Here is a 17,267-nt window from a genome sequence, read left to right as displayed (position 1 = left end):
GGCACCTCCCGTGAGAGAGGTGCCGCCCTTGGCGTAGGACGGTTGATCCGAGAGGGATCAGAAGTCCATGTCACCGCCCGGCATGCCGCCCGGAGCGGCCGCGGCGGCCTTCTCCGGCTTGTCGGCGATGACGGCCTCGGTGGTGAGGAACAGCGCGGCGATGGAGGCCGCGTTCTGCAGGGCGGAACGCGTCACCTTCGCCGGGTCGATGATGCCCTCGGCGATCATGTCGACGTACTCACCGGTCGCGGCGTTCAGGCCGTTGCCGACAGGGAGGTTGCGGACCTTCTCCACGACGACGCCACCCTCGAGACCACCGTTGACGGCGATCTGCTTGAGCGGGGCCTCCAGCGCGAGCTTGACCGCGTTGGCACCGGTGGCCTCGTCGCCCGTCAGCTCGAGCTTGTCGAAGACCTGACCGGCCTGCAGCAGAGCCACGCCACCACCGGCGACGATGCCCTCCTCGACGGCCGCCTTGGCGTTGCGCACGGCGTCCTCGATGCGGTGCTTGCGCTCCTTGAGCTCCACCTCGGTGGCGGCACCGGCCTTGATGACCGCCACGCCGCCCGCGAGCTTCGCCAGGCGCTCCTGGAGCTTCTCGCGGTCGTAGTCCGAGTCGGAGTTCTCGATCTCGGCGCGGATCTGGTTCACGCGGCCCTGCACCTGCTCCGAGGAACCGGCGCCGTCCACGATCGTGGTCTCGTCCTTGGTGACGACGACCTTGCGGGCGCGGCCCAGCAGGTCCAGGGAGGCGTTCTCCAGCTTGAGACCGACCTCCTCGGAGATGACCTCGCCACCGGTGAGGATGGCGATGTCGCCGAGCATGGCCTTGCGGCGGTCGCCGAAGCCCGGGGCCTTGACGGCGACGGACTTGAAGGTGCCGCGGATCTTGTTGACCACCAGGGTGGAGAGGGCCTCGCCCTCGACGTCCTCGGCGATGATCAGCAGGGGCTTGCCCGACTGCATGACCTTCTCCAGCAGCGGGAGCAGGTCCTTGACCGAGGAGATCTTGGAGTTGGCGATGAGGATGTAGGGGTCCTCGAGCACCGACTCCATGCGCTCCATGTCGGTCGCGAAGTAGGCGGAGATGTAGCCCTTGTCGAAGCGCATGCCCTCGGTGAGCTCGAGCTCCAGACCGAAGGTGTTGCTCTCCTCGACGGTGATGACACCTTCCTTGCCGACCTTGTCCATCGCCTCGGCGATGAGCTCGCCGATCTGGGTGTCGGCGGCGGAGATGGAGGCCGTGGAGGCGATCTGCTCCTTGGTCTCCACGTCCTTGGCCTGCTCGAGCAGAGCGGTGGAGACCGCCTCGACGGCCTTCTCGATACCGCGCTTGAGGGCCATCGGGTTGGCGCCCGCGGCTACGTTGCGCAGGCCCTCCTTGACCAGGGCCTGGGCCAGCACGGTCGCGGTGGTCGTACCGTCACCGGCGACGTCGTCCGTCTTCTTGGCGACTTCCTTGACCAGCTCGGCGCCGATCTTCTCGTACGGGTCCTCGAGCTCGATCTCCTTGGCGATGGAGACACCATCGTTGGTGATCGTGGGGGCGCCCCACTTCTTCTCGAGGACGACGTTGCGGCCCTTGGGGCCGAGCGTCACCTTGACGGCGTCCGCGAGCTGGTTCATGCCGCGCTCGAGGCCGCGCCGCGCCTCCTCGTCGAACGCGATGATCTTGGCCATGTGAAGTGGTCCCTCCAGGACTGGGGGTGATTCCTTCGGACCGCGCCCGCGCCCGCGACGGACGGCTCGCCGACCTTGTGGTTCCTTGCCCCACCCGGTCCGCGGGCCTCACCGACCCGGTCCTTCGTTGTCACTCTCACCTTCAGAGTGCTAACGCAATGATTAGCACTCACCCAGGGCGAGTGCAAGCGCCTTCGGGGGATCAGGACGGGACTTAACAGGACGAAGGGCCCGCACCCTGTGCCGGTGCGGGCCCTGCGCTCTGCTGGAAAACGTTCAGGCGGTGACGCGAACCATGTCGGCCTGCGGACCCTTCTGACCCTGCGAGATCTCGAACTCCACCCGCTGGCCCTCTTCCAGGGCGCGGTAGCCGTCCATCTGGATGGCGCTGTAGTGGACGAAGACGTCCGCACCACCGTCGACCGCGATGAAGCCGTACCCCTTCTCCGCGTTGAACCACTTGACGGTGCCCTGAGCCATGCCTAACTCCCCTATTACTGGCCCTTGCGCGGACCCGCACTTCGCGGACCCGGGTCAGACCTCGCACCCCAATGGTCGGGGGCGTGCGCCGGAACGCGTCGACCGCGGCTGAATGTATCTGTCCAACTGCCGTCTGCAACAGGTCAATCGGACGAGAATTCCGGACGGACACAGTCCGGAATCTGCCGCAACTTCGGCCGAATTCAGGGCAAGTCGGGCCCCGTAAAAACAACAAATGCCGCACATTACCCGTGCATTTTGGCTGCTTCTTGTCGGGTCGGCGGCATGAATCAAGGGCTCCCGGCCCAGCTGAGCGGGAGCGCGTTCCCCAACCCTACCGCGCTCAATCACACAGAATGGCCCCCTCCGTTTCTCTTACGGAGAAGGCCATTCGATGAACCGACGGTAACCGTGGTTACCGAAGGTAATTTCAGCCTCCGGCGACCGCCGGAATGATGGAGACACCCGCGCCGTCGGGGGTCACGGTCTGAAGTCCGCCCTCGAAACGCACGTCGTCGTCATTGACGTAGACATTCACGAACCGGCGCAGCTTGCCCTGGTCGTCCAGGACGCGGGCGGCGATGCCCTGGTGGTGCTGCTCCAGGTCCTCGATGACCTCCGCGAGCGTGCCGCCCTCGGCGGCGACCTCGGCCTGCCCGCCGGTGTAGGTGCGCAGGATGGTCGGGATGCGAACGGTCACGCTCATGCGAGGCCAGCCTCTCGGAAGGAGTCCAGGTTCGGGCGGATGGTCGCGGACAGGCCGGTACCGGCGACCGCGTCCAGGGTCTTCAGGCCGTCGCCGGTGTTGAGGACGACGGTGGTGAGCGAGGGGTCCAGCGCGCCGGACTCGATCAGCTTGCGGGTGACGCCGACCGTCACCCCGCCCGCCGTCTCGGCGAAGATGCCCTCGGTACGGGCCAGCAGCTTGATGGCGTCCACGATCTGCGGGTCCGTCACGTCCTCCACCGCGCCACCGGTACGGCGGGCGATGTCCAGCACGTACGGCCCGTCGGCCGGGTTGCCGATGGCGAGGGACTTGGCGATGGTGTCCGGCTTCTGCGGCCGCACCACGTCGTGGCCCGCCTTGTACGCGGCCGACACCGGGGAGCAGCCCTCCGCCTGGGCGCCGAAGATCTTGTACGGCCTGTCCTCGACCAGGCCGAGCGCGATCAGCTCCTTCAGCCCCTTGTCGATCTTGGTGAGCTGGGAGCCGGAGGCGATCGGCACCACCAGCTGGTCCGGCAGCCGCCAGCCGAGCTGCTCGCAGATCTCGTAGGCGAGGGTCTTGGAGCCCTCGGCGTAGTACGGGCGCAGGTTGACGTTGACGAAGCCCCAGCCCTCGCCCGCCGGGTCGCCGATCAGCTCGGAGCAGAAGCGGTTCACGTCGTCGTAGTTGCCCTCGATGCCGACCAGCTCACCGCCGTAGACGGCGGCCATGACGACCTTGCCCTGCTCCAGGTCGTGCGGGATGAACACGCAGGAGCGCAGGCCCGCGCGGGCGGCGGCGGCGCCGACCGCGCCGGCCAGGTTGCCGGTGGAGGAGCAGGACAGGGTGGTGAAGCCGAAGGCGCGGGCGGCCTCCAGCGCCTGGGCGACGACGCGGTCCTTGAAGGAGTGCGTCGGGTTGCCGGAGTCGTCCTTCACGAACAGCCCGCCGGTGACGCCGAGTTCGGCCGCCAGGCGGTCGGCCTTGACCAGCGGGGTCCAGCCGGGGTTGAGGTTGGGCTTGTCGGCCACGTCGGCGGGGACGGGCAGCAGCGGGGCGTAGCGCCAGATGCTGGCGGGGCCGGACTCGATGCGCGCCCGGAGCTTCTCGGTGTCGTACGCGGAGAAGTCGTAGGCGATCTCCAGCGGCCCGAAACACTCCTCGCAGGCGAAGACGGGCCCGAGCGGGACGCGGTGTCCGCACTCCCGGCAGCTCAGGGCGGCGGCGGGGCCGAGATCTACGGTGGGGGTGGCGACAGTCTGCACAGCCATGGAGGCGAGGCCCTTTCTCCTCATCTTTCCCACGACGCATCTCGCCGTGAGACGGATTTGGCACCTTCCCTAGCCGGGAGCCTCGCGGTGTCGCGGTGTGTCGCGCGCACGAGACCGGCTGGAGGGTTGCCGGGGCTTCATCGGGCCGTTTCCCTCTGCCCCTCTGGATGAGCGGTATTCGGTTGTGAACGCCCGCCGACCTCGACATGCGATGGTCATCGGCGTTGTCCAAGACTGTAACCGAAGGCCAGGAGAGTTGAAGGTGTCGTCCGAACCGCGAGATGGATCACGTGAGGAGCCGCAGACCATGCTGGAAGAAACCGAGCGCTGGCTGGCCACCCGCTCCTGGTCCGTGGCCGACCGCCCGCCGCACCGCGTGCTCGCCGCCAAGCAGCGGTCCGGGCAGCGGGTCTCCGTGGTGCTGCCCGCGCTGAACGAGGAGGCGACGGTCGGGGAGATCGTCTCCGTGATCCGGCACGACCTGGTGTTCCAGACGCCGCTGGTGGACGAGATAGTCGTGGTGGACTCCGGGTCCACCGACCGCACCGCCGAGGTGGCGGCCGCCGCGGGCGCGCGGGTCGTCCACCGCGACGACATCCTGCCCCGGCTGCCCGCCGTGCCCGGCAAGGGCGAGGTGCTGTGGCGCTCCCTGCTGGCGACCAGCGGGGACATCGTGGCCTTCGTCGACGCCGACCTGCGCGAGTTCTCCTCCGACTTCGTCCTCGGCATCGTCGGCCCGCTGCTCACCGATCCGGGGATCGACCTGGTCAAGGCGATGTACGACCGTCCGCTGGGCGGCGCCGCCGGGCAGGGCGGCCGGGTGACCGAGCTGATGGCGCGCCCGCTGCTGAACATGCACTGGCCGCAGCTGGCCGGGTTCGTGCAGCCGCTGGGCGGGGAGTACGCGGCCCGCCGCTCGCTGCTGGAGCGGCTGCCGTTCCCGGTGGGGTACGGGGTCGAGCTGGGCATGCTGGTCGACTCGCTGCATCTGGTCGGGCTGGACGCGCTGGCCCAGGTGGACGTCGGGGTGCGCAAGCACCGGCACCAGGACGGGCAGGCGCTCGGCCGGATGGCGGCCGCGATCTACCGCACCGCGCAGCTCCGGCTCGCGCGCGGCCACCTGGTGCGGCCCGCGCTGACCCAGTTCGAGCGGGGGGTGGGCGGTTTCGAGCCGCGTACCTACTCGGTGGACACCGAGGAGCGGCCGCCGATGACAGAGATCGCGGAGTACGCGGCGCGGAAGGTGGCGTGAGCCCGGCTGTATACGGCTGGGCTCGCCGGTCGCGCGTACGTTTGAGCGTTTGTGGGCCGGGCTAGGTTGAGGCCATGGCTACGCAGGGTGCTGAGGTGCTGGTCGCGTCCAATCGCGGCCCGGTTTCGTACACGGTGGGTCCGGACGGGGAGCTGGGCTCCCGGCGGGGCGGCGGCGGTCTCGTCTCGGGGCTGTCGGCGATCGGTCCGGACACCGACGCGGTGTGGGTGTGCGCCGCGCTCGGGGACGGTGACCGGGAGGCGGTGCGGCGCGCGGACGGCGGGCTGCTTCCCGCCGAGGACACCGGCGGGCAGCGGGTGCGGATGCTGGACATCGACGCGGACGTCTACGCCGACGCGTACAACGGGATCGCCAACTCGGCGCTGTGGTTCGTGCACCACATGATGTACCAGACGCCGCTGGAGCCGGTGTTCGACGCGGAGTTCCGGCGGCAGTGGGACGCGTACCGCGCCTACAACCAGGCGTTCGCGGAGGCGCTGGCCGAGGAGGCGGGGCAGGGCGCGGCGGTGCTGATCCAGGACTACCACCTGGCGCTGGCCCCCCGGATGCTGCGCAAGCTCCGCCCCGACCTGCGCATCGGCCACTTCTCGCACACCCCCTGGGCGCCGCCGGACTACTTCCGCCTCCTCCCGGACGACATCGCGGCCGAGCTGCTCACCGGCATCCTGGGCGCGGACCGGGCGGCGTTCCTGACCCGGCGCTGGGCGGACGCGTTCACCGACTGCTGCCACGCGGTACTCGGTCCGGGCATCCCGTCGGGTACGGAGATCGGGGTGCACGGTCTGGGCGCGGACGCGGAGTTCCTGCGGGAGCGGGCGCACCGGGCCGACGTGGACGAGCGGATGGCGGTGCTGCGGGAGCAGATCGGCGAGGGGCGCCGGTCGATCGTCCGGGTGGACCGGACCGAGCTGTCCAAGAACATCGTGCGCGGCCTGCTGGCGTACCGCCGCCTCCTGGAGGACCACCCCGAGTGGCGCGAGCGCGTGGTCCACGTCGCCTTCGCCTACCCGTCCCGCCAGGACCTCGCCCTGTACCGCTCCTACATGGACGAGGTACGCCGGGTCGCGGAGGAGATCAACTCCGAGTACGGGACGGCCGATTGGACCCCGGTCCTCCTCCACCTCGACGACGACTTCGCCCGCTCCCTGGCCGCGTACCGCCTCGCCGACGTGGCCCTGGTGAACCCCATCCGCGACGGCATGAACCTCGTCGCCAAGGAGGTCCCGGTCGTCTCCGACGAGGGCGTGGCCCTGGTCCTGTCCCGCGAGGCGGGCGCCTACGAGGAGCTGGCCGAGCACGCGATCACGGTCAACCCCTACGACGTCGTCGGCACCGCGGAAGCCCTCCACGAGGCCCTGACCCTCCCGACCCCGACCCGCGCCGAACGCTCCAAGCACCTGGCCGACGCGGCGACGGCGTTGCCCCCGGCCAAGTGGTTCCTGGACCAGCTGAACGCGCTGCGGGGCTGAACACCTGCGGCTGTGGGGGTTCGCTCCTCCTCAGCCGCAGAAGTAGGCGTACGGCGCCACGGAGACCCCCTCCGCGACGGCGCGCTCATCGTCCTCGTCGGCCGCTGGATCGATGTCGGGTGCCCACAGCGAGTGCCTGGACCACACGCTGAATCCGGCGTGGAAGTCGTGACCGATGTCGGAGGGGGTGCTGGTGTACCCGCGGGCATGGAGATCGGCCACGACATCGTCGAGGAAACGGTGGGTCAGCTGGATTCCGTCCAGCTGGGCCTCGGCGTCCCCTCCCTCGCCGCTGTACTTCATCTCGACCAGCTCGACCGTGCTGTCCGGGCTGTCCGCCGCATAGGTGATCACCATCATCGGCGTGGTGTCGTAGACCGCGCGCTCGCCGCCGGGGCCGTGATACGGCGGTCCGATGCGCTCCTCGACGTGCGAGCGGCGGTCACCGATCTTGACGAGGTCGACACCACGGCCGGGGATGATCTCCATGCCGCGCATGCTGCCACGCGGCCGGCCAGGGCGGACAGGAGGGTGCGGCCGCCGTCCTATCCGGCGTGGACCGCCAAGCCCTCCAGCAGTTCCACCACTCCCCCGGGGCCGTCCACCACCAGGTCCGCCCGCTCCGCCAGTTCCGTGACCTCGGTGCTGCCGCTGCAGACCAGGAGGGCTGGGAAGCCGTTGGAGCGGAGTTTTTCGAGGGCCGCGAAGGCGGGGAGGTCGCCGAGGTCGTCGCCCGCGTAGAGGACGGACTCGGCGCCGGTGGTGCGGAGGTGGTCGAGGAGGGCTACGCCCTTGTCCATGCCGGGGGGCCGGAGTTCGAGGACGAGGCGGCCGGGTTCGACGATGAGGCCGTGGCGGGTGGCGAGGTCGGTGAGGGGGGCGCGGAGGGTGTCGAAGGCGGCGTCGGGGTTCTCGGCGCGGCGGGTGTGGACGGCGACCGCGCGGCCCTTCTCCTCGATCCAGGTGCCGGGCCAGGCACCGGCCCGGTCGAGGACGCCGGGGAGTTCGGCGCGGACCGCGGCGATGCCGGGGTGCGGGGCGGGCGCGGTGACGGTGCCGGTCACGGCGTCCCAGCGCTCGGCGCCGTAGTGGCCGAGGACGACCAGGTGCTCCAGGCCGGGCACCCCGGCGAAGCCGCCGTGGCGGACCGCGACCCCGGCGGGGCGGCCGGTGACGACGGCGACGGAGGCCACCTTCGGCGCGAGCGCGGCGAGCGCGGGCACGGCGCCGGGGTGCGCGCGGGCCTGGTCGGGGTCGGCGACGATGGGGGCCAGCGTGCCGTCGAAGTCCAGGCCGATCACGGCGGTGCGCGGCCGGTCCAGCAGCGCTCGCAGACCGTCGCGGCCCGCCCGGGTCACCGGGACCGGCAGCGCGCTGTCCTCGGGGATGTCAGGGGTTCCCATAGAGCGACACTATCCGCGCCGGGCCCCCCGCACGCCTCAGCGTTCCGACCTTCTCGCCTCACGCACCCGGCGCAGGCGGTTGACCGTCACCGGGTCGTGGGCGAGGGCGCGCTCGTCGTCCAGGAGGGCGTTGAGGAGCTGGTAGTAGCGGACCGGGGCGAGGCCGAGCTGCTCGCGGATGGCGCGCTCCTTCGCGCCGGGGCCGGGAAAGCCCCGGCGCTCCAGCGCGAGGATCGCCTGCTCACGGCTGCCGAGTTCCATGTCGGCAACCGTAACCCCGCCCACCGACAGTGACAGCGGGCTCAGCCCTGGGACTGCGCCGAGCTGTCGGCCGCGGTGGCGGCGGCCTGGAGCCGGGTGAGCACGCCCGCGGGGCTGCCCGAGGGGGAGACGGCCTGCCCGATGTCCTGCTTCACGGCCGCGCTGACGGCGGCCCAGGAGGTCTTGTTCACCGGGTACTGCTCGGCGGTCGGCATCTGCTCCAGGAAGGCGTGCAGCGGGACGTCGCTCTTCGCGTCGGACTGGGTCATCGCGTCGGAGGCGGAGGTGGTGACGGGCAGCAGGCCGTACTCGCGGGAGAAGTCGAGGACGTTCTTCTGGTCGTAGACGAAGTCGAGGAAGCCGCCGATCTGGGCGGCGTGGCCGTTCTGCTTGAAGGCCAGCATCCAGTCGGTGACGCCCATCGCGGCCCGGGCCCGGCCGGTGCGGCCCGGCATCGGGACCATGCCGAACTTCACGCCCTTGGCCTCGGCCTGCCGGATCAGCGTGGGGTGGCCGTTGAGCATGCCGACCTGGCCGTCCGCGAACGCGGCGAAGGCGGCGGCGCGGTTGAGGCGGCCGGGGGCGACGGGCCCGGTGAGGCCCTTGCCCACGAGGTCGTCCTTGAGCCAGCTGAAGGTCTCGCCGTTCAGCGCGGAGTCGATCGTGTAGGTGCCGATGTCGTCGGTGTAGCCGCTGCCGCCGCTGAGCAGCCACTGCATGGTCTCGGCCTGCGCCTCCTCGGGGCCGAGCGGCAGCGCGAAGGGGTACTTCACGCCCTCGGCCTTGAGCGCCTCGGCGTCGGAGGCCAGCTCGTCCCAGGTGGTGGGCGGGGTGATGTCGGCCTTCTCGAAGAGCGTCTTGTTGTAGAAGAGGACGCGCGTGGAGGCCGCGAAGGGCATCGCGTACGGGGTGTGGTTCCAGTCGCCCGCCTCGGCGAGCTGCGGCACGAAGTCGGCCTGCGTGCCGATGGAGAGGGTGTCGGACATCGGGTACAGCTTCCCCGAGGCCGCGTAGTCGGCGTACGCGCCGATCTGGGCCATGTCGGGGGCGTTCCCGGAGTCGACCATCTCCTTGACCTTGGCGTCGACGTCGTTCCAGGAGTAGACGCTGACCTGGACCTTCACATCGGGGTGCTTCGCCTCGTACGCGGCGGCCAGCGCGGCCCAGTACTTCTTGGAGCTGTTGGCGGCGGAGTCGCCGTAGTCGGCGGCGACCAGCTTGAGGGTCGTGTCCGAGGAGCCCGTGCTCCCGCAGCCGCCGAGCATCGCCGTCATGCCCAGTGCGGACACCACCGCGATCGTTCCTGCCGTACGCCGACGCACCCTCGAAGCCCCTATCCCCTTGGTCAGACCATTCGATCTCGAACGCATAAGGTCTACACCACGTGAGTGGACTAGACCTCTCGTGGGTCGGCGGGTCACACTGGGCCGGTGAGACATGTCATCGCCCTGGACGTGGGCGGTACCTCGATGAAGGCCGCGCTCGTCGGTGACGACGGCGCGGTGCTGCATCGCGCCCGCCGCGCGACGGGCCGCGAGAGCGGGCCCGCGGCGGTCGTCGAGAACCTCCTCGCCTTCGCCGCCGAGCTGCGCGCGCACGGCGCCGACCAGCTCGGCGCCCCCGCCCTCGCGGCCGGGGTCGCCGTCCCCGGCACCGTCGACGAGGCGCGCGGCACCGCCCTCTACTCCGCCAACCTCGGCTGGCGCGACGTACCGCTGCGCGCCCTGCTCGCCGAGCGGCTCGGCATGCCGGTCGCCCTCGGCCACGACGTGCGCACCGGCGGCCTCGCCGAGGGCCGCACCGGGGCGGGCCGGGGCGCCGACCGCTTCCTGTTCGTCGCGCTGGGCACCGGGATCGCCGGGGCGATCGGCCTGGCCGGGCGGGTGGAGGCGGGCGCGAACGGCTTCGCCGGGGAGATCGGCCACATCGTCGTACGCCCCGGCGGCGAGCCGTGTCCGTGCGGGCAGACCGGCTGCCTGGAGCGGTACGCCTCCGCCGCCGCCGTCGGCACCGCCTGGGCGCGGCTGAGTGGCCGCCCGGACGCGGACGCCGCCGACTGCGCGCGGGCCGTCGCCGCCGGGGACCCGGACGCGGCCCGCGTCTGGACCGGCGCGGTCGACGCGCTCGCGGACGGCCTCGTCACCGCGCTCACCCTGCTCGACCCCGGCACACTGATCGTCGGCGGCGGGCTCGCCGAGGCCGGTGACGTGCTGTTCCGGCCGCTGCGCGCGGCCATCGAGCACCGGATCACCTTCCAGAGCGCGCCCACCCTCGTCCCGGCCGCGCTCGGCGACGGCGCGGGCTGCCTGGGCGCGGCGCTGCTCGCCCAGGACCTGCTGAACACCACCCCCCAGACCACGGAGGTACGCACCTGATGGCCGACAACAGCGCACGCCCGCTGGTGCTCACCGGCGGCACCGTGGTGCTGCCCACCGGCGAGGTGCCCGGCGGGCGGGTCGCCGTCGACGGCCGCCGGATCGCGGAGCGCGCGCCCGAGGGCGCCGACGTGCTCGACGTGACCGGGCACTGGGTGGTCCCCGGCTTCGTGGACCTGCACAACCACGGCGGCGGCGGCGCGGCCTTCTCCGGCGGCGCCGAGGACGCGCTCACCGCCGTCCGCACGCACCGCGAGCACGGCACCACCACGCTGGTCGCCTCCACCGTCACCGACGACCTGGACGTCCTGGCCCGCCAGGCCGGACTGCTGGCCGAGCTGGCCGAGCAGGGCGACATCGCGGGCGTGCACTTCGAGGGGCCGTTCATCTCCCCGTGCCGCAAGGGCGCGCACTCCGAGGCGCTGCTGCGCGACCCGGACCCGGCCGAGGTCCGCAAGCTGGTCGACGCCGCGCGCGGCCACGCGAAGATGGTCACCCTCGCCACCGAACTGCCGGGCGGCATCGACTCCGTACGCCTCCTCGCCGAGCAGGGCGTGATCGCGGCCGTCGGGCACACCGACGCGAGCTACGAGCAGACGGTCGCCGCCATCGACGCGGGCGCCACCGTCGCCACCCACCTCTTCAACGCGATGCCCCCGATCGGCCACCGCGACCCCGGCCCGATCACCGCGCTGCTGGAGGACGAGCGGATCACCGTCGAGCTGATCGACGACGGTACTCATCTGCACCCGGCCGCACTGCAGTTGGCGTTCCACCACGCGGGCGCCGACCGGGTCGCGTTCATCACCGACGCGATGGACGCGGCGGGCTCCGGCGACGGCCGCTATCTGCTCGGCCCGCTGGAGGTCGAGGTGCGCGACGGGGTGGCGCGGCTGGTGGAGGGCGGCTCGATCGCGGGCTCCACGCTGACCCTGGACCGCGCCTTCCGGCGGGCGGTCACCGTGGACCGGCTCCCGGTCGCGGACGTGGTCAAGGCGCTGTCGGCCAACCCGGCCCGGCTGCTGGGGCTTTCGGACCGGGTCGGCTCACTGGAGCCCGGCAAGGACGCCGACCTGGTGCTGCTGGACGCCGACTTCGCGCTCAAGGGCGTCATGCGCCGGGGCGAATGGGTGATCACGCCCCAACTGCCCTGATCCGTACCCGGCTTCATCAGACGGCGTCCGTCCCTCAACTGGGCCGGGCGCCGTCTCTTTGGCATGATCAGGTCCCCGGAAACCGAGGCGTACGGACATCGAGGGAGGTCGGACCGGGTGATCCTCACGGTCACACTGAACACCGCTCTCGACATCACGTACCGCGTGCCGTCGCTGCGGCCGCATGCCGAGCACCGGGTGTCGGAGGTCGTGGAGCGGCCCGGCGGCAAGGGCGTCAACGTGGCCCGCGTGCTCGCCGCGCTCGGGTACGAGGTGACGGTCACCGGTCTCGCGGGCGGCCCGACCGGCCAGGTGCTGCGCGAGCGGCTCGCGGCCGTGCCGGGCGTCACCGACGCGCTGGTGCCGGTCGCCGGGGCGACCCGCCGCACCGTCGCCGTGGTGGACCGACTCACCGGCGACACCACCCAGTTGAACGAGCCCGGCCCGCACATCGCCCCGGCCGAGTGGGCCGCCTTCCTGCGCGCCTACGACACCCTGCTCACCGACGCCTCCGCGGTCGCCCTGTGCGGCAGCCTGCCGCCGGGCGTCCCGGTCGGCGCGTACGCGGGGCTGATACGGGCGGCCCGCTCGGCCGGGGTGCCGGTGCTGCTGGACACGGGCGGGGAGCCGCTGCGGCGCGGGATCGCCGCGCGGCCCGACATCGTCAAGCCGAACGCGGCGGAACTCGCCGAACTCACCGGTTCCCACGAGCCCGCCCGCGCCACCCGTGACGCCCGTCGCCGGGGCGCCCAGGCGGTGGTCGCCTCCCTGGGCGCGGACGGTCTGCTGGCCGCGACCCCCGAGGGCCACTGGCGTGCCGCCCCGCCCGCCCGCCTGCGCGGCAATCCGACCGGCGCGGGGGACGCGGCGGTCGCGGGCCTGCTGTCGGGCCTGGTCGACGGCCACCCCTGGCCCACCCGCCTGAGCCGGGCCACCGCCCTGTCGGCGGCGGCCGTACTGGCGCCCACGGCCGGGGAGTTCGACCCGGCGGCCTACGACCGGCTGCTGGCGCAGGCCACCGTGACGGAGGCGGAGTCGGCGGCGTAGCCGATATCGGCTACCGCCAGCCCTTCTCCAGCGAGAACTGGTCCAGGTTGACGTCGCACTGGTTGCCGTTGCCGCAGGAGATGCTGATCGTGTTGGAGCCCTTCTGGAGCTCCAGGTTGGCCCAGGTGTGGGTCCAGCCGCGCTCCCAGTCGCCTGCCGGGGCGTGGGCGAAGTTGGACATGTTCAGCGGGCGGTTCTGCGAGGTGCCGTTGATCGTCAGCGTGGTGTTGGCGTCCTTGCCCGGCACGCCGTAGTTGACGTTCAGCGTGTACTTGCCGCGCTTCGGCACGTCCACCGTCCAGGTCACCGAGGCGCCGACCTGGTTCAGGCCGCCCACGTAGGAGCCGCCCGCGGACTTCGCGCCCTTGATGTCGGAGGCCGGGGCCGCGCCGCCCGCGAGCTGCACGGCGTCGTCGACGGCGTCGGCCTTCGGCAGCTCGCCCGCGACGGCGGTGCTCGTCGCCTTCGGGCTCGGCGGGGCCTCCTGCGACTGGCTCGGGGACGCGTCCGCCTGGTCGCCGGTCTTGTCGTCGTCGTTGCCGTTCAGCATCGCCACGCTGATACCGATGACGACCGCCGCGACCACCGCGATGGCGCCGATCAGCAGACCCTTGGTGTTCGGCCCGCGCCGTCCGCCGCCCCCGCCGGAGTGCGTGGCCTGCCGGGACGTGGGAGCGCCGCCGGGCAGCGTCTCCGGTGCCTGGTAGTGGGTGGCCGTCTGGCCGTACGCGCCCTGCTGCTGCGGGGCGGCCTGCTGCTGGCCGTACCGGCGCTCGCCGACCGGGCGCACCCTGTTGACCGCGTTGGGATAGCCGTAGCCACTGGACGGCGGCTGCGCGCCCCTGGCCTGGCCGTCGGCGTACAGATAGCCGAACGGGTCGTCTTCCTCGGGCTTGCTCGCGCCGTTGTCGCCGGGCGTCATCCCTGGGTACTCCTCAACAGGTGCGGGCGGATGCGGTAGGGGGTTTGAATGGCGAGCCTACCCTCCCGCACACCCCGATTCGCTCGGACGGGGGACTCCCGAACGGACGCCCGAACCGCGGAGCCCCGCGCTGTCAGCGCACTGAGCTGCGCTTCACCCGGCACGCCGATGCTGTTTGGGACGAGATCGTTTCTCAACGTACATGCGCTCGTCGGCGGACTTCAGCACTTCGTCCGCCGTCATCCCGCAGTGCGCCCAGCCGATGCCGAAGCTGGCGCCCACCCGGACCGCCCGGCCCTCGGCCCGGATCGGCTGGATGATCTCGCCGCGCAGCCGCACCGCGAGGTCGGCGGCGTCCGCCTGGCCGAGGCCGTCGGCGAGGATCACGAACTCGTCGCCGCCGAGCCGGGCCACGGTGTCGCCGTCGCGCACCCCGCCGCTGAGCCTGCGGGCCACCTCGATGAGGACCGCGTCACCCGCGTTGTGCCCGAAGCGGTCGTTGATCGACTTGAAGCCGTCCAGGTCGCAGAAGAGGACCGCGAGCCCCTTGGTGCCGTCGTCGGGGCCCTGCTCGGGGGCGACGGTGTGCACATGGTGGTCGAAGGCGTCGTACGCCTCCGCGCCGGGCCCGAAGTCGAAACCGTGGGCGTCGCCGGACCCGGCCGGGTGGCCGTAGGCGGCGTCCAGGGACTCCAGGGGGTCGAGATGGGCCGGGCGGCGGCACAGCCGGGCGGCGAGCCGGGAGCGCAGCTCGGCGGAGTTGGGCAGCCCGGTCAGCGAGTCGTGGGAGGCGCGGTGGGCGAGCTGGAGCTCGCGGCCCTTGCGCTCCTCTATGTCCTCGACGTGGGTCAGCAGGAAGCGCGGGCCGTCGGCCGCGTCCGCGACCACGGAGTTGCGCAGCGACACCCATACATAGCTGCCGTCGCGCCGGGCGAGCCGCAGCTCGGCCCGCCCGCCCTCCGCGGAGGTGCGCATCAGGGTGCCGATGTCCTCGGGGTGCACGAGGTCGGAGAAGGAGTAGCGGCGCATCGCGGAGGCGGGCCTGCCGAGCAGGCGGCACAGGGCGTCGTTGGTGCGCAGGATGCGGCCGTGCTGGTCGCCGCCCATCTCGGCGATGGCCATGCCGGAGGGGGCGTACTCGAAGGACTGGCGGAAGGATTCCTCACTGGCGCGCAGGGCCTGCTGGTCCCGTTCGAGGCGGACCAGGGCGCGCTGCATGTTGGCGCGGAGGTGGGCGTTGCTGATGGCGATGGCGGCCTGGAAGGCGTACATCTGCAGGGCCTCGCGGCCCCAGGCGCCGGGGCGGCGGCCGGTGACGGGGCGGTCGACGGATATGACGCCGAGCAGTCCGCCGCGGGCGCCGCCCTGGGCGCCGGGGGCGTACATCGGGGCGAAGAGCCGGTCGCCGGGGTGCCACTCCTCGGGGAAGCGGGGCGCGGGGCCGTCGCTGTACCACTGGGGGACGTCGTCGTCGTCGAGGACCCAGCCCTCGGTGTGGGGTATGAACACCAGGTCGCCCCAGAGCTCGCCCATGCCGAGGCGGCGGTCCCAGGACTCGCGGGAGCCGGTGCGGCCGGTGATGAGGGCTTCGGCGGCGGAGTTGCCGGAGACGGCGGCGACGACCAGATCGCCGTCGGGTCGCACCAGGTTCACGCAGGCCATCTCGTACCCGAGGGCGCCGACCGCGCCGTCGGCGACGATCTGCAGGGTGTCCGCCTGGCTGCGCGCGGTGTTCATCTCGGCCATGACCTGGTGCAGCTGACGCAGTGACGTCAGAGGGACGTACGGCTCCTGATCGGTCTCCATGCTCGCCCTCCCCCTGCTGTCCACAGGCTTTCCGCCACTGAATCACAGCGCGCTGCTCACTCGGTACACAGGGTCAACAATTCCGTACTCCTTGTGACTCAAGTCACAGAAGAACTTGAACAATTGAGTGCAGTTTCCGCACTTTCCCGTTGCGTTCTCCGATCGCAAAGGCAGCGAAGTTGCGCATATGCCGCTGTGCTGGTCCATCCGGCGTCTTCGGTCACAGGTCCGGTCCTTTGGACCTAGGTCCGGGCTCGGCCGGAGGCCCGATGCGGCGGCCGGGGACGGCCGATTAGCGTTTCCGGCGTGCTGAACCCTCCCTCCCCCACCGCCACGGCTGCTTCTGTGCATGCTGAGGGGGTGAGCGACGACGAGTTCCGGGCCGCGATGTCCCGGCTGGCCGCGGGCGTGGTGCTGGTGACCGCGCAGGAACCGCCGCTGGACCCCGACGACCCGCATCCGCCGGGCACGGAGGACGTCGGCATGACCGCGACCGCCTTCATGTCGGTCTCGCTGGACCCGCCGCTGGTCCTGGTCAGCCTGCGCACCGGCTCCCGCATGGACGACCTACTGGACGAACAGCCGCTCTGGGCGGTGTCCCTCCTCGCGGAGCACCAGCGCCAGATCGCGGGCCGCTTCGCCATGAAGGGCCGCATCAGCGACCGCCTGCTCTTCGCCGACCTCGCCCTCGACCGCGGCGAGGTGACCGGCGCCCCTCTCGTCGCCGACGCGCTGGCCACCCTGGAGTGCCGCACCGAGCAGCGGGTGACGGCCGGCGACCACACCCTGGTCATCGGCCGCGTCCTGACGGCCCGGGTCCCGAGCGCGGAGGGCGGGCCCCTCATGTACTACCGGGGCCGGTACCGGCACCTGGGCTGAGGGACGTAAAGCCGAGGGACGTAAATGAGGGGCGCCCGGCGAACACCCCGCCCTAGGGTGCGCGCATGTCACTCCACCTCGCCGAGGTCACATCCGCGAACCTCGAAGCCGCCCTGGCCGTCCGCGTCCGTCCCGACCAGGAGCACGCGGTCGAGCCGGTGGCGCACTCCCTCGCCGAGGCGTACGTGCGCCCGGCCGGGGTGGCCTGGCCGCGGCTGATCCTCGACGGGGAGCGTCCGGTCGGCTTCCTGATGGCCTTTCTGGACATCGACTGGCGCGCGGACGGCGGCAGCCTCCGCCGCTCCGGCCTCTGGCGCCTGAACATCGACGCGGGCGAACAGGGCAAGGGGTACGGGCGGTTCGCCGTGGAGTCGGTCGCGGCCGAGCTGCGGCGGCGGGGGTGCGGGGAGCTGTACGTCACCTGGCATCCCGGCGCGGACGGTCCCGGGGAGTTCTACCGGCGGCTGGGGTTCCGGACGACCGACGAGACGAGCGGGGGTGAGACGGTGGGCGTGCTCGACCTCGCTCACCGCTGAACCCG

17 protein-coding genes and 1 riboswitch are annotated in these 17,267 nt (G+C 71.8%); of the genes, 7 read left to right on the top strand and 10 right to left on the bottom strand.

The window, feature by feature from the left end; translation table 11 throughout:
• Nucleotides 1-57: 57 nt before the first annotated feature.
• From groL to thrC, 4 genes are all read right to left on the bottom strand, one after another.
• Entirely contained in the window at nucleotides 58-1,680 is a 1,623-nt protein-coding gene (groL, locus tag ACI2LY_RS26370; protein ID WP_164194959.1) for a chaperonin GroEL, read from the bottom strand.
• 276 nt (nucleotides 1,681-1,956) lie between these two features.
• On the bottom strand, nucleotides 1,957-2,160 hold the full coding sequence (locus tag ACI2LY_RS26365) for a cold-shock protein (RefSeq protein WP_389005114.1): 204 nt from the start codon (nucleotides 2,158-2,160) through the stop codon (nucleotides 1,957-1,959).
• 430 nt (nucleotides 2,161-2,590) lie between these two features.
• Complete coding sequence (locus tag ACI2LY_RS26360) at nucleotides 2,591-2,866, bottom strand: MoaD/ThiS family protein (RefSeq protein ID WP_389005115.1); 276 nt, start codon at nucleotides 2,864-2,866, stop codon at nucleotides 2,591-2,593.
• Nucleotides 2,863-4,137, bottom strand: coding sequence for a threonine synthase (thrC, locus tag ACI2LY_RS26355; protein ID WP_404709316.1), 1,275 nt, complete (start codon nucleotides 4,135-4,137; stop codon nucleotides 2,863-2,865). The genes ACI2LY_RS26360 and thrC overlap by 4 nt, the downstream gene beginning before the upstream one ends.
• Before the next feature lie 17 nt (nucleotides 4,138-4,154).
• A riboswitch (SAM riboswitch) is annotated at nucleotides 4,155-4,311 on the bottom strand.
• Nucleotides 4,312-4,444: 133 nt separating this feature from the next.
• On the opposite strand from thrC, the gene ACI2LY_RS26350 reads away from it, so the two are divergent.
• Complete coding sequence (locus ACI2LY_RS26350; protein WP_404709315.1) at nucleotides 4,445-5,389, top strand: glucosyl-3-phosphoglycerate synthase; 945 nt, start codon at nucleotides 4,445-4,447, stop codon at nucleotides 5,387-5,389.
• Between the two features lie 74 nt (nucleotides 5,390-5,463).
• Nucleotides 5,464-6,879 carry a trehalose-6-phosphate synthase gene (locus ACI2LY_RS26345; RefSeq protein WP_404709314.1) on the top strand — a complete coding sequence of 472 codons (1,416 nt, stop codon included), beginning with the start codon at nucleotides 5,464-5,466 and terminating at the stop codon, nucleotides 6,877-6,879.
• A gap of 30 nt (nucleotides 6,880-6,909) precedes the next feature.
• Here ACI2LY_RS26345 and ACI2LY_RS26340 read toward each other — a convergent pair whose 3' ends face one another.
• Genes ACI2LY_RS26340 through ACI2LY_RS26325 form a run of 4 tightly spaced genes read right to left on the bottom strand, consistent with a single transcriptional unit; the run spans nucleotide 6,910 to nucleotide 9,835 of the window.
• Nucleotides 6,910-7,368 (bottom strand): hypothetical protein, encoded by a 459-nt coding sequence (locus ACI2LY_RS26340; RefSeq protein ID WP_404709313.1) that lies wholly within the window; start codon nucleotides 7,366-7,368, stop codon nucleotides 6,910-6,912.
• 56 nt (nucleotides 7,369-7,424) lie between these two features.
• Entirely contained in the window at nucleotides 7,425-8,282 is an 858-nt protein-coding gene (gene otsB, locus ACI2LY_RS26335; protein WP_404709312.1) for a trehalose-phosphatase, read from the bottom strand.
• A gap of 36 nt (nucleotides 8,283-8,318) precedes the next feature.
• Entirely contained in the window at nucleotides 8,319-8,543 is a 225-nt protein-coding gene (locus ACI2LY_RS26330; RefSeq protein ID WP_393914129.1) for a DUF3263 domain-containing protein, read from the bottom strand.
• Between the two features lie 41 nt (nucleotides 8,544-8,584).
• On the bottom strand, nucleotides 8,585-9,835 hold the full coding sequence (locus ACI2LY_RS26325; protein WP_404709311.1) for an extracellular solute-binding protein: 1,251 nt from the start codon (nucleotides 9,833-9,835) through the stop codon (nucleotides 8,585-8,587).
• A gap of 138 nt (nucleotides 9,836-9,973) precedes the next feature.
• Here ACI2LY_RS26325 and ACI2LY_RS26320 point away from each other — a divergent pair, with 138 nt between their 5' ends.
• From ACI2LY_RS26320 to ACI2LY_RS26310, 3 genes are all read left to right on the top strand, one after another.
• A complete protein-coding gene (locus ACI2LY_RS26320) occupies nucleotides 9,974-10,918 on the top strand; it encodes an ROK family protein (protein ID WP_404709310.1) in 945 nt (314 codons plus the stop codon).
• Nucleotides 10,918-12,072 carry an N-acetylglucosamine-6-phosphate deacetylase gene (gene nagA, locus ACI2LY_RS26315; protein ID WP_404709309.1) on the top strand — a complete coding sequence of 385 codons (1,155 nt, stop codon included), beginning with the start codon at nucleotides 10,918-10,920 and terminating at the stop codon, nucleotides 12,070-12,072. The genes ACI2LY_RS26320 and nagA overlap by 1 nt, the downstream gene beginning before the upstream one ends.
• 117 nt (nucleotides 12,073-12,189) lie before the next feature.
• Nucleotides 12,190-13,119, top strand: coding sequence for a 1-phosphofructokinase family hexose kinase (locus tag ACI2LY_RS26310; RefSeq protein WP_404709308.1), 930 nt, complete (start codon nucleotides 12,190-12,192; stop codon nucleotides 13,117-13,119).
• 10 nt (nucleotides 13,120-13,129) lie between these two features.
• Here the strand turns inward: ACI2LY_RS26310 and ACI2LY_RS26305 are convergent, their stop codons facing one another.
• On the bottom strand, nucleotides 13,130-14,041 hold the full coding sequence (locus tag ACI2LY_RS26305) for a CBM35 domain-containing protein (RefSeq protein ID WP_404709307.1): 912 nt from the start codon (nucleotides 14,039-14,041) through the stop codon (nucleotides 13,130-13,132).
• A gap of 153 nt (nucleotides 14,042-14,194) precedes the next feature.
• Complete coding sequence (gene cdgB / locus ACI2LY_RS26300) at nucleotides 14,195-15,847, bottom strand: diguanylate cyclase CdgB (protein ID WP_404709306.1); 1,653 nt, start codon at nucleotides 15,845-15,847, stop codon at nucleotides 14,195-14,197.
• A 387-nt stretch (nucleotides 15,848-16,234) separates the two neighbouring features.
• Between cdgB and ACI2LY_RS26295 the strand changes: the two genes are divergently transcribed.
• Both ACI2LY_RS26295 and ACI2LY_RS26290 read left to right on the top strand, forming a co-directional pair.
• Nucleotides 16,235-16,726, top strand: a complete 492-nt coding sequence (locus tag ACI2LY_RS26295) for a flavin reductase family protein (RefSeq protein ID WP_404709562.1) — start codon at nucleotides 16,235-16,237, stop codon at nucleotides 16,724-16,726.
• 65 nt (nucleotides 16,727-16,791) lie between these two features.
• A complete protein-coding gene (locus ACI2LY_RS26290; protein WP_404709305.1) occupies nucleotides 16,792-17,262 on the top strand; it encodes a GNAT family N-acetyltransferase in 471 nt (156 codons plus the stop codon).
• Nucleotides 17,263-17,267 lie beyond the last annotated feature (5 nt).

The sequence above is a fragment of the Streptomyces sp. NPDC002176 genome, assembly GCF_044903645.1.
In the GTDB taxonomy this organism is placed as follows: Bacteria; Actinomycetota; Actinomycetes; order Streptomycetales; family Streptomycetaceae; genus Streptomyces.
Note: the sequence above shows the minus strand (reverse complement) of the source record. Positions and strands in the feature narration are given on the sequence as shown.

What these genes read in the sequence shown, in the direction of transcription:
- groL (WP_164194959.1), bottom strand. Translation starts at nt 1,680, where the DNA reads ATGGCCAAGATCATCGCGTTCGACGAGGAGGCGCGGCGCGGCCTCGAG.
- ACI2LY_RS26365 (WP_389005114.1), bottom strand. Translation starts at nt 2,160, where the DNA reads ATGGCTCAGGGCACCGTCAAGTGGTTCAACGCGGAGAAGGGGTACGGC.
- ACI2LY_RS26360 (WP_389005115.1), bottom strand. Translation starts at nt 2,866, where the DNA reads ATGAGCGTGACCGTTCGCATCCCGACCATCCTGCGCACCTACACCGGC.
- thrC (WP_404709316.1), bottom strand. Translation starts at nt 4,137, where the DNA reads ATGGCTGTGCAGACTGTCGCCACCCCCACCGTAGATCTCGGCCCCGCC.
- ACI2LY_RS26350 (WP_404709315.1), top strand. Translation starts at nt 4,445, where the DNA reads ATGCTGGAAGAAACCGAGCGCTGGCTGGCCACCCGCTCCTGGTCCGTG.
- ACI2LY_RS26345 (WP_404709314.1), top strand. Translation starts at nt 5,464, where the DNA reads ATGGCTACGCAGGGTGCTGAGGTGCTGGTCGCGTCCAATCGCGGCCCG.
- ACI2LY_RS26340 (WP_404709313.1), bottom strand. Translation starts at nt 7,368, where the DNA reads ATGGAGATCATCCCCGGCCGTGGTGTCGACCTCGTCAAGATCGGTGAC.
- otsB (WP_404709312.1), bottom strand. Translation starts at nt 8,282, where the DNA reads ATGGGAACCCCTGACATCCCCGAGGACAGCGCGCTGCCGGTCCCGGTG.
- ACI2LY_RS26330 (WP_393914129.1), bottom strand. Translation starts at nt 8,543, where the DNA reads ATGGAACTCGGCAGCCGTGAGCAGGCGATCCTCGCGCTGGAGCGCCGG.
- nagA (WP_404709309.1), top strand. Translation starts at nt 10,918, where the DNA reads ATGGCCGACAACAGCGCACGCCCGCTGGTGCTCACCGGCGGCACCGTG.
- ACI2LY_RS26305 (WP_404709307.1), bottom strand. Translation starts at nt 14,041, where the DNA reads ATGACGCCCGGCGACAACGGCGCGAGCAAGCCCGAGGAAGACGACCCG.
- cdgB (WP_404709306.1), bottom strand. Translation starts at nt 15,847, where the DNA reads ATGGAGACCGATCAGGAGCCGTACGTCCCTCTGACGTCACTGCGTCAG.
- ACI2LY_RS26295 (WP_404709562.1), top strand. Translation starts at nt 16,235, where the DNA reads ATGTCCCGGCTGGCCGCGGGCGTGGTGCTGGTGACCGCGCAGGAACCG.
- ACI2LY_RS26290 (WP_404709305.1), top strand. Translation starts at nt 16,792, where the DNA reads ATGTCACTCCACCTCGCCGAGGTCACATCCGCGAACCTCGAAGCCGCC.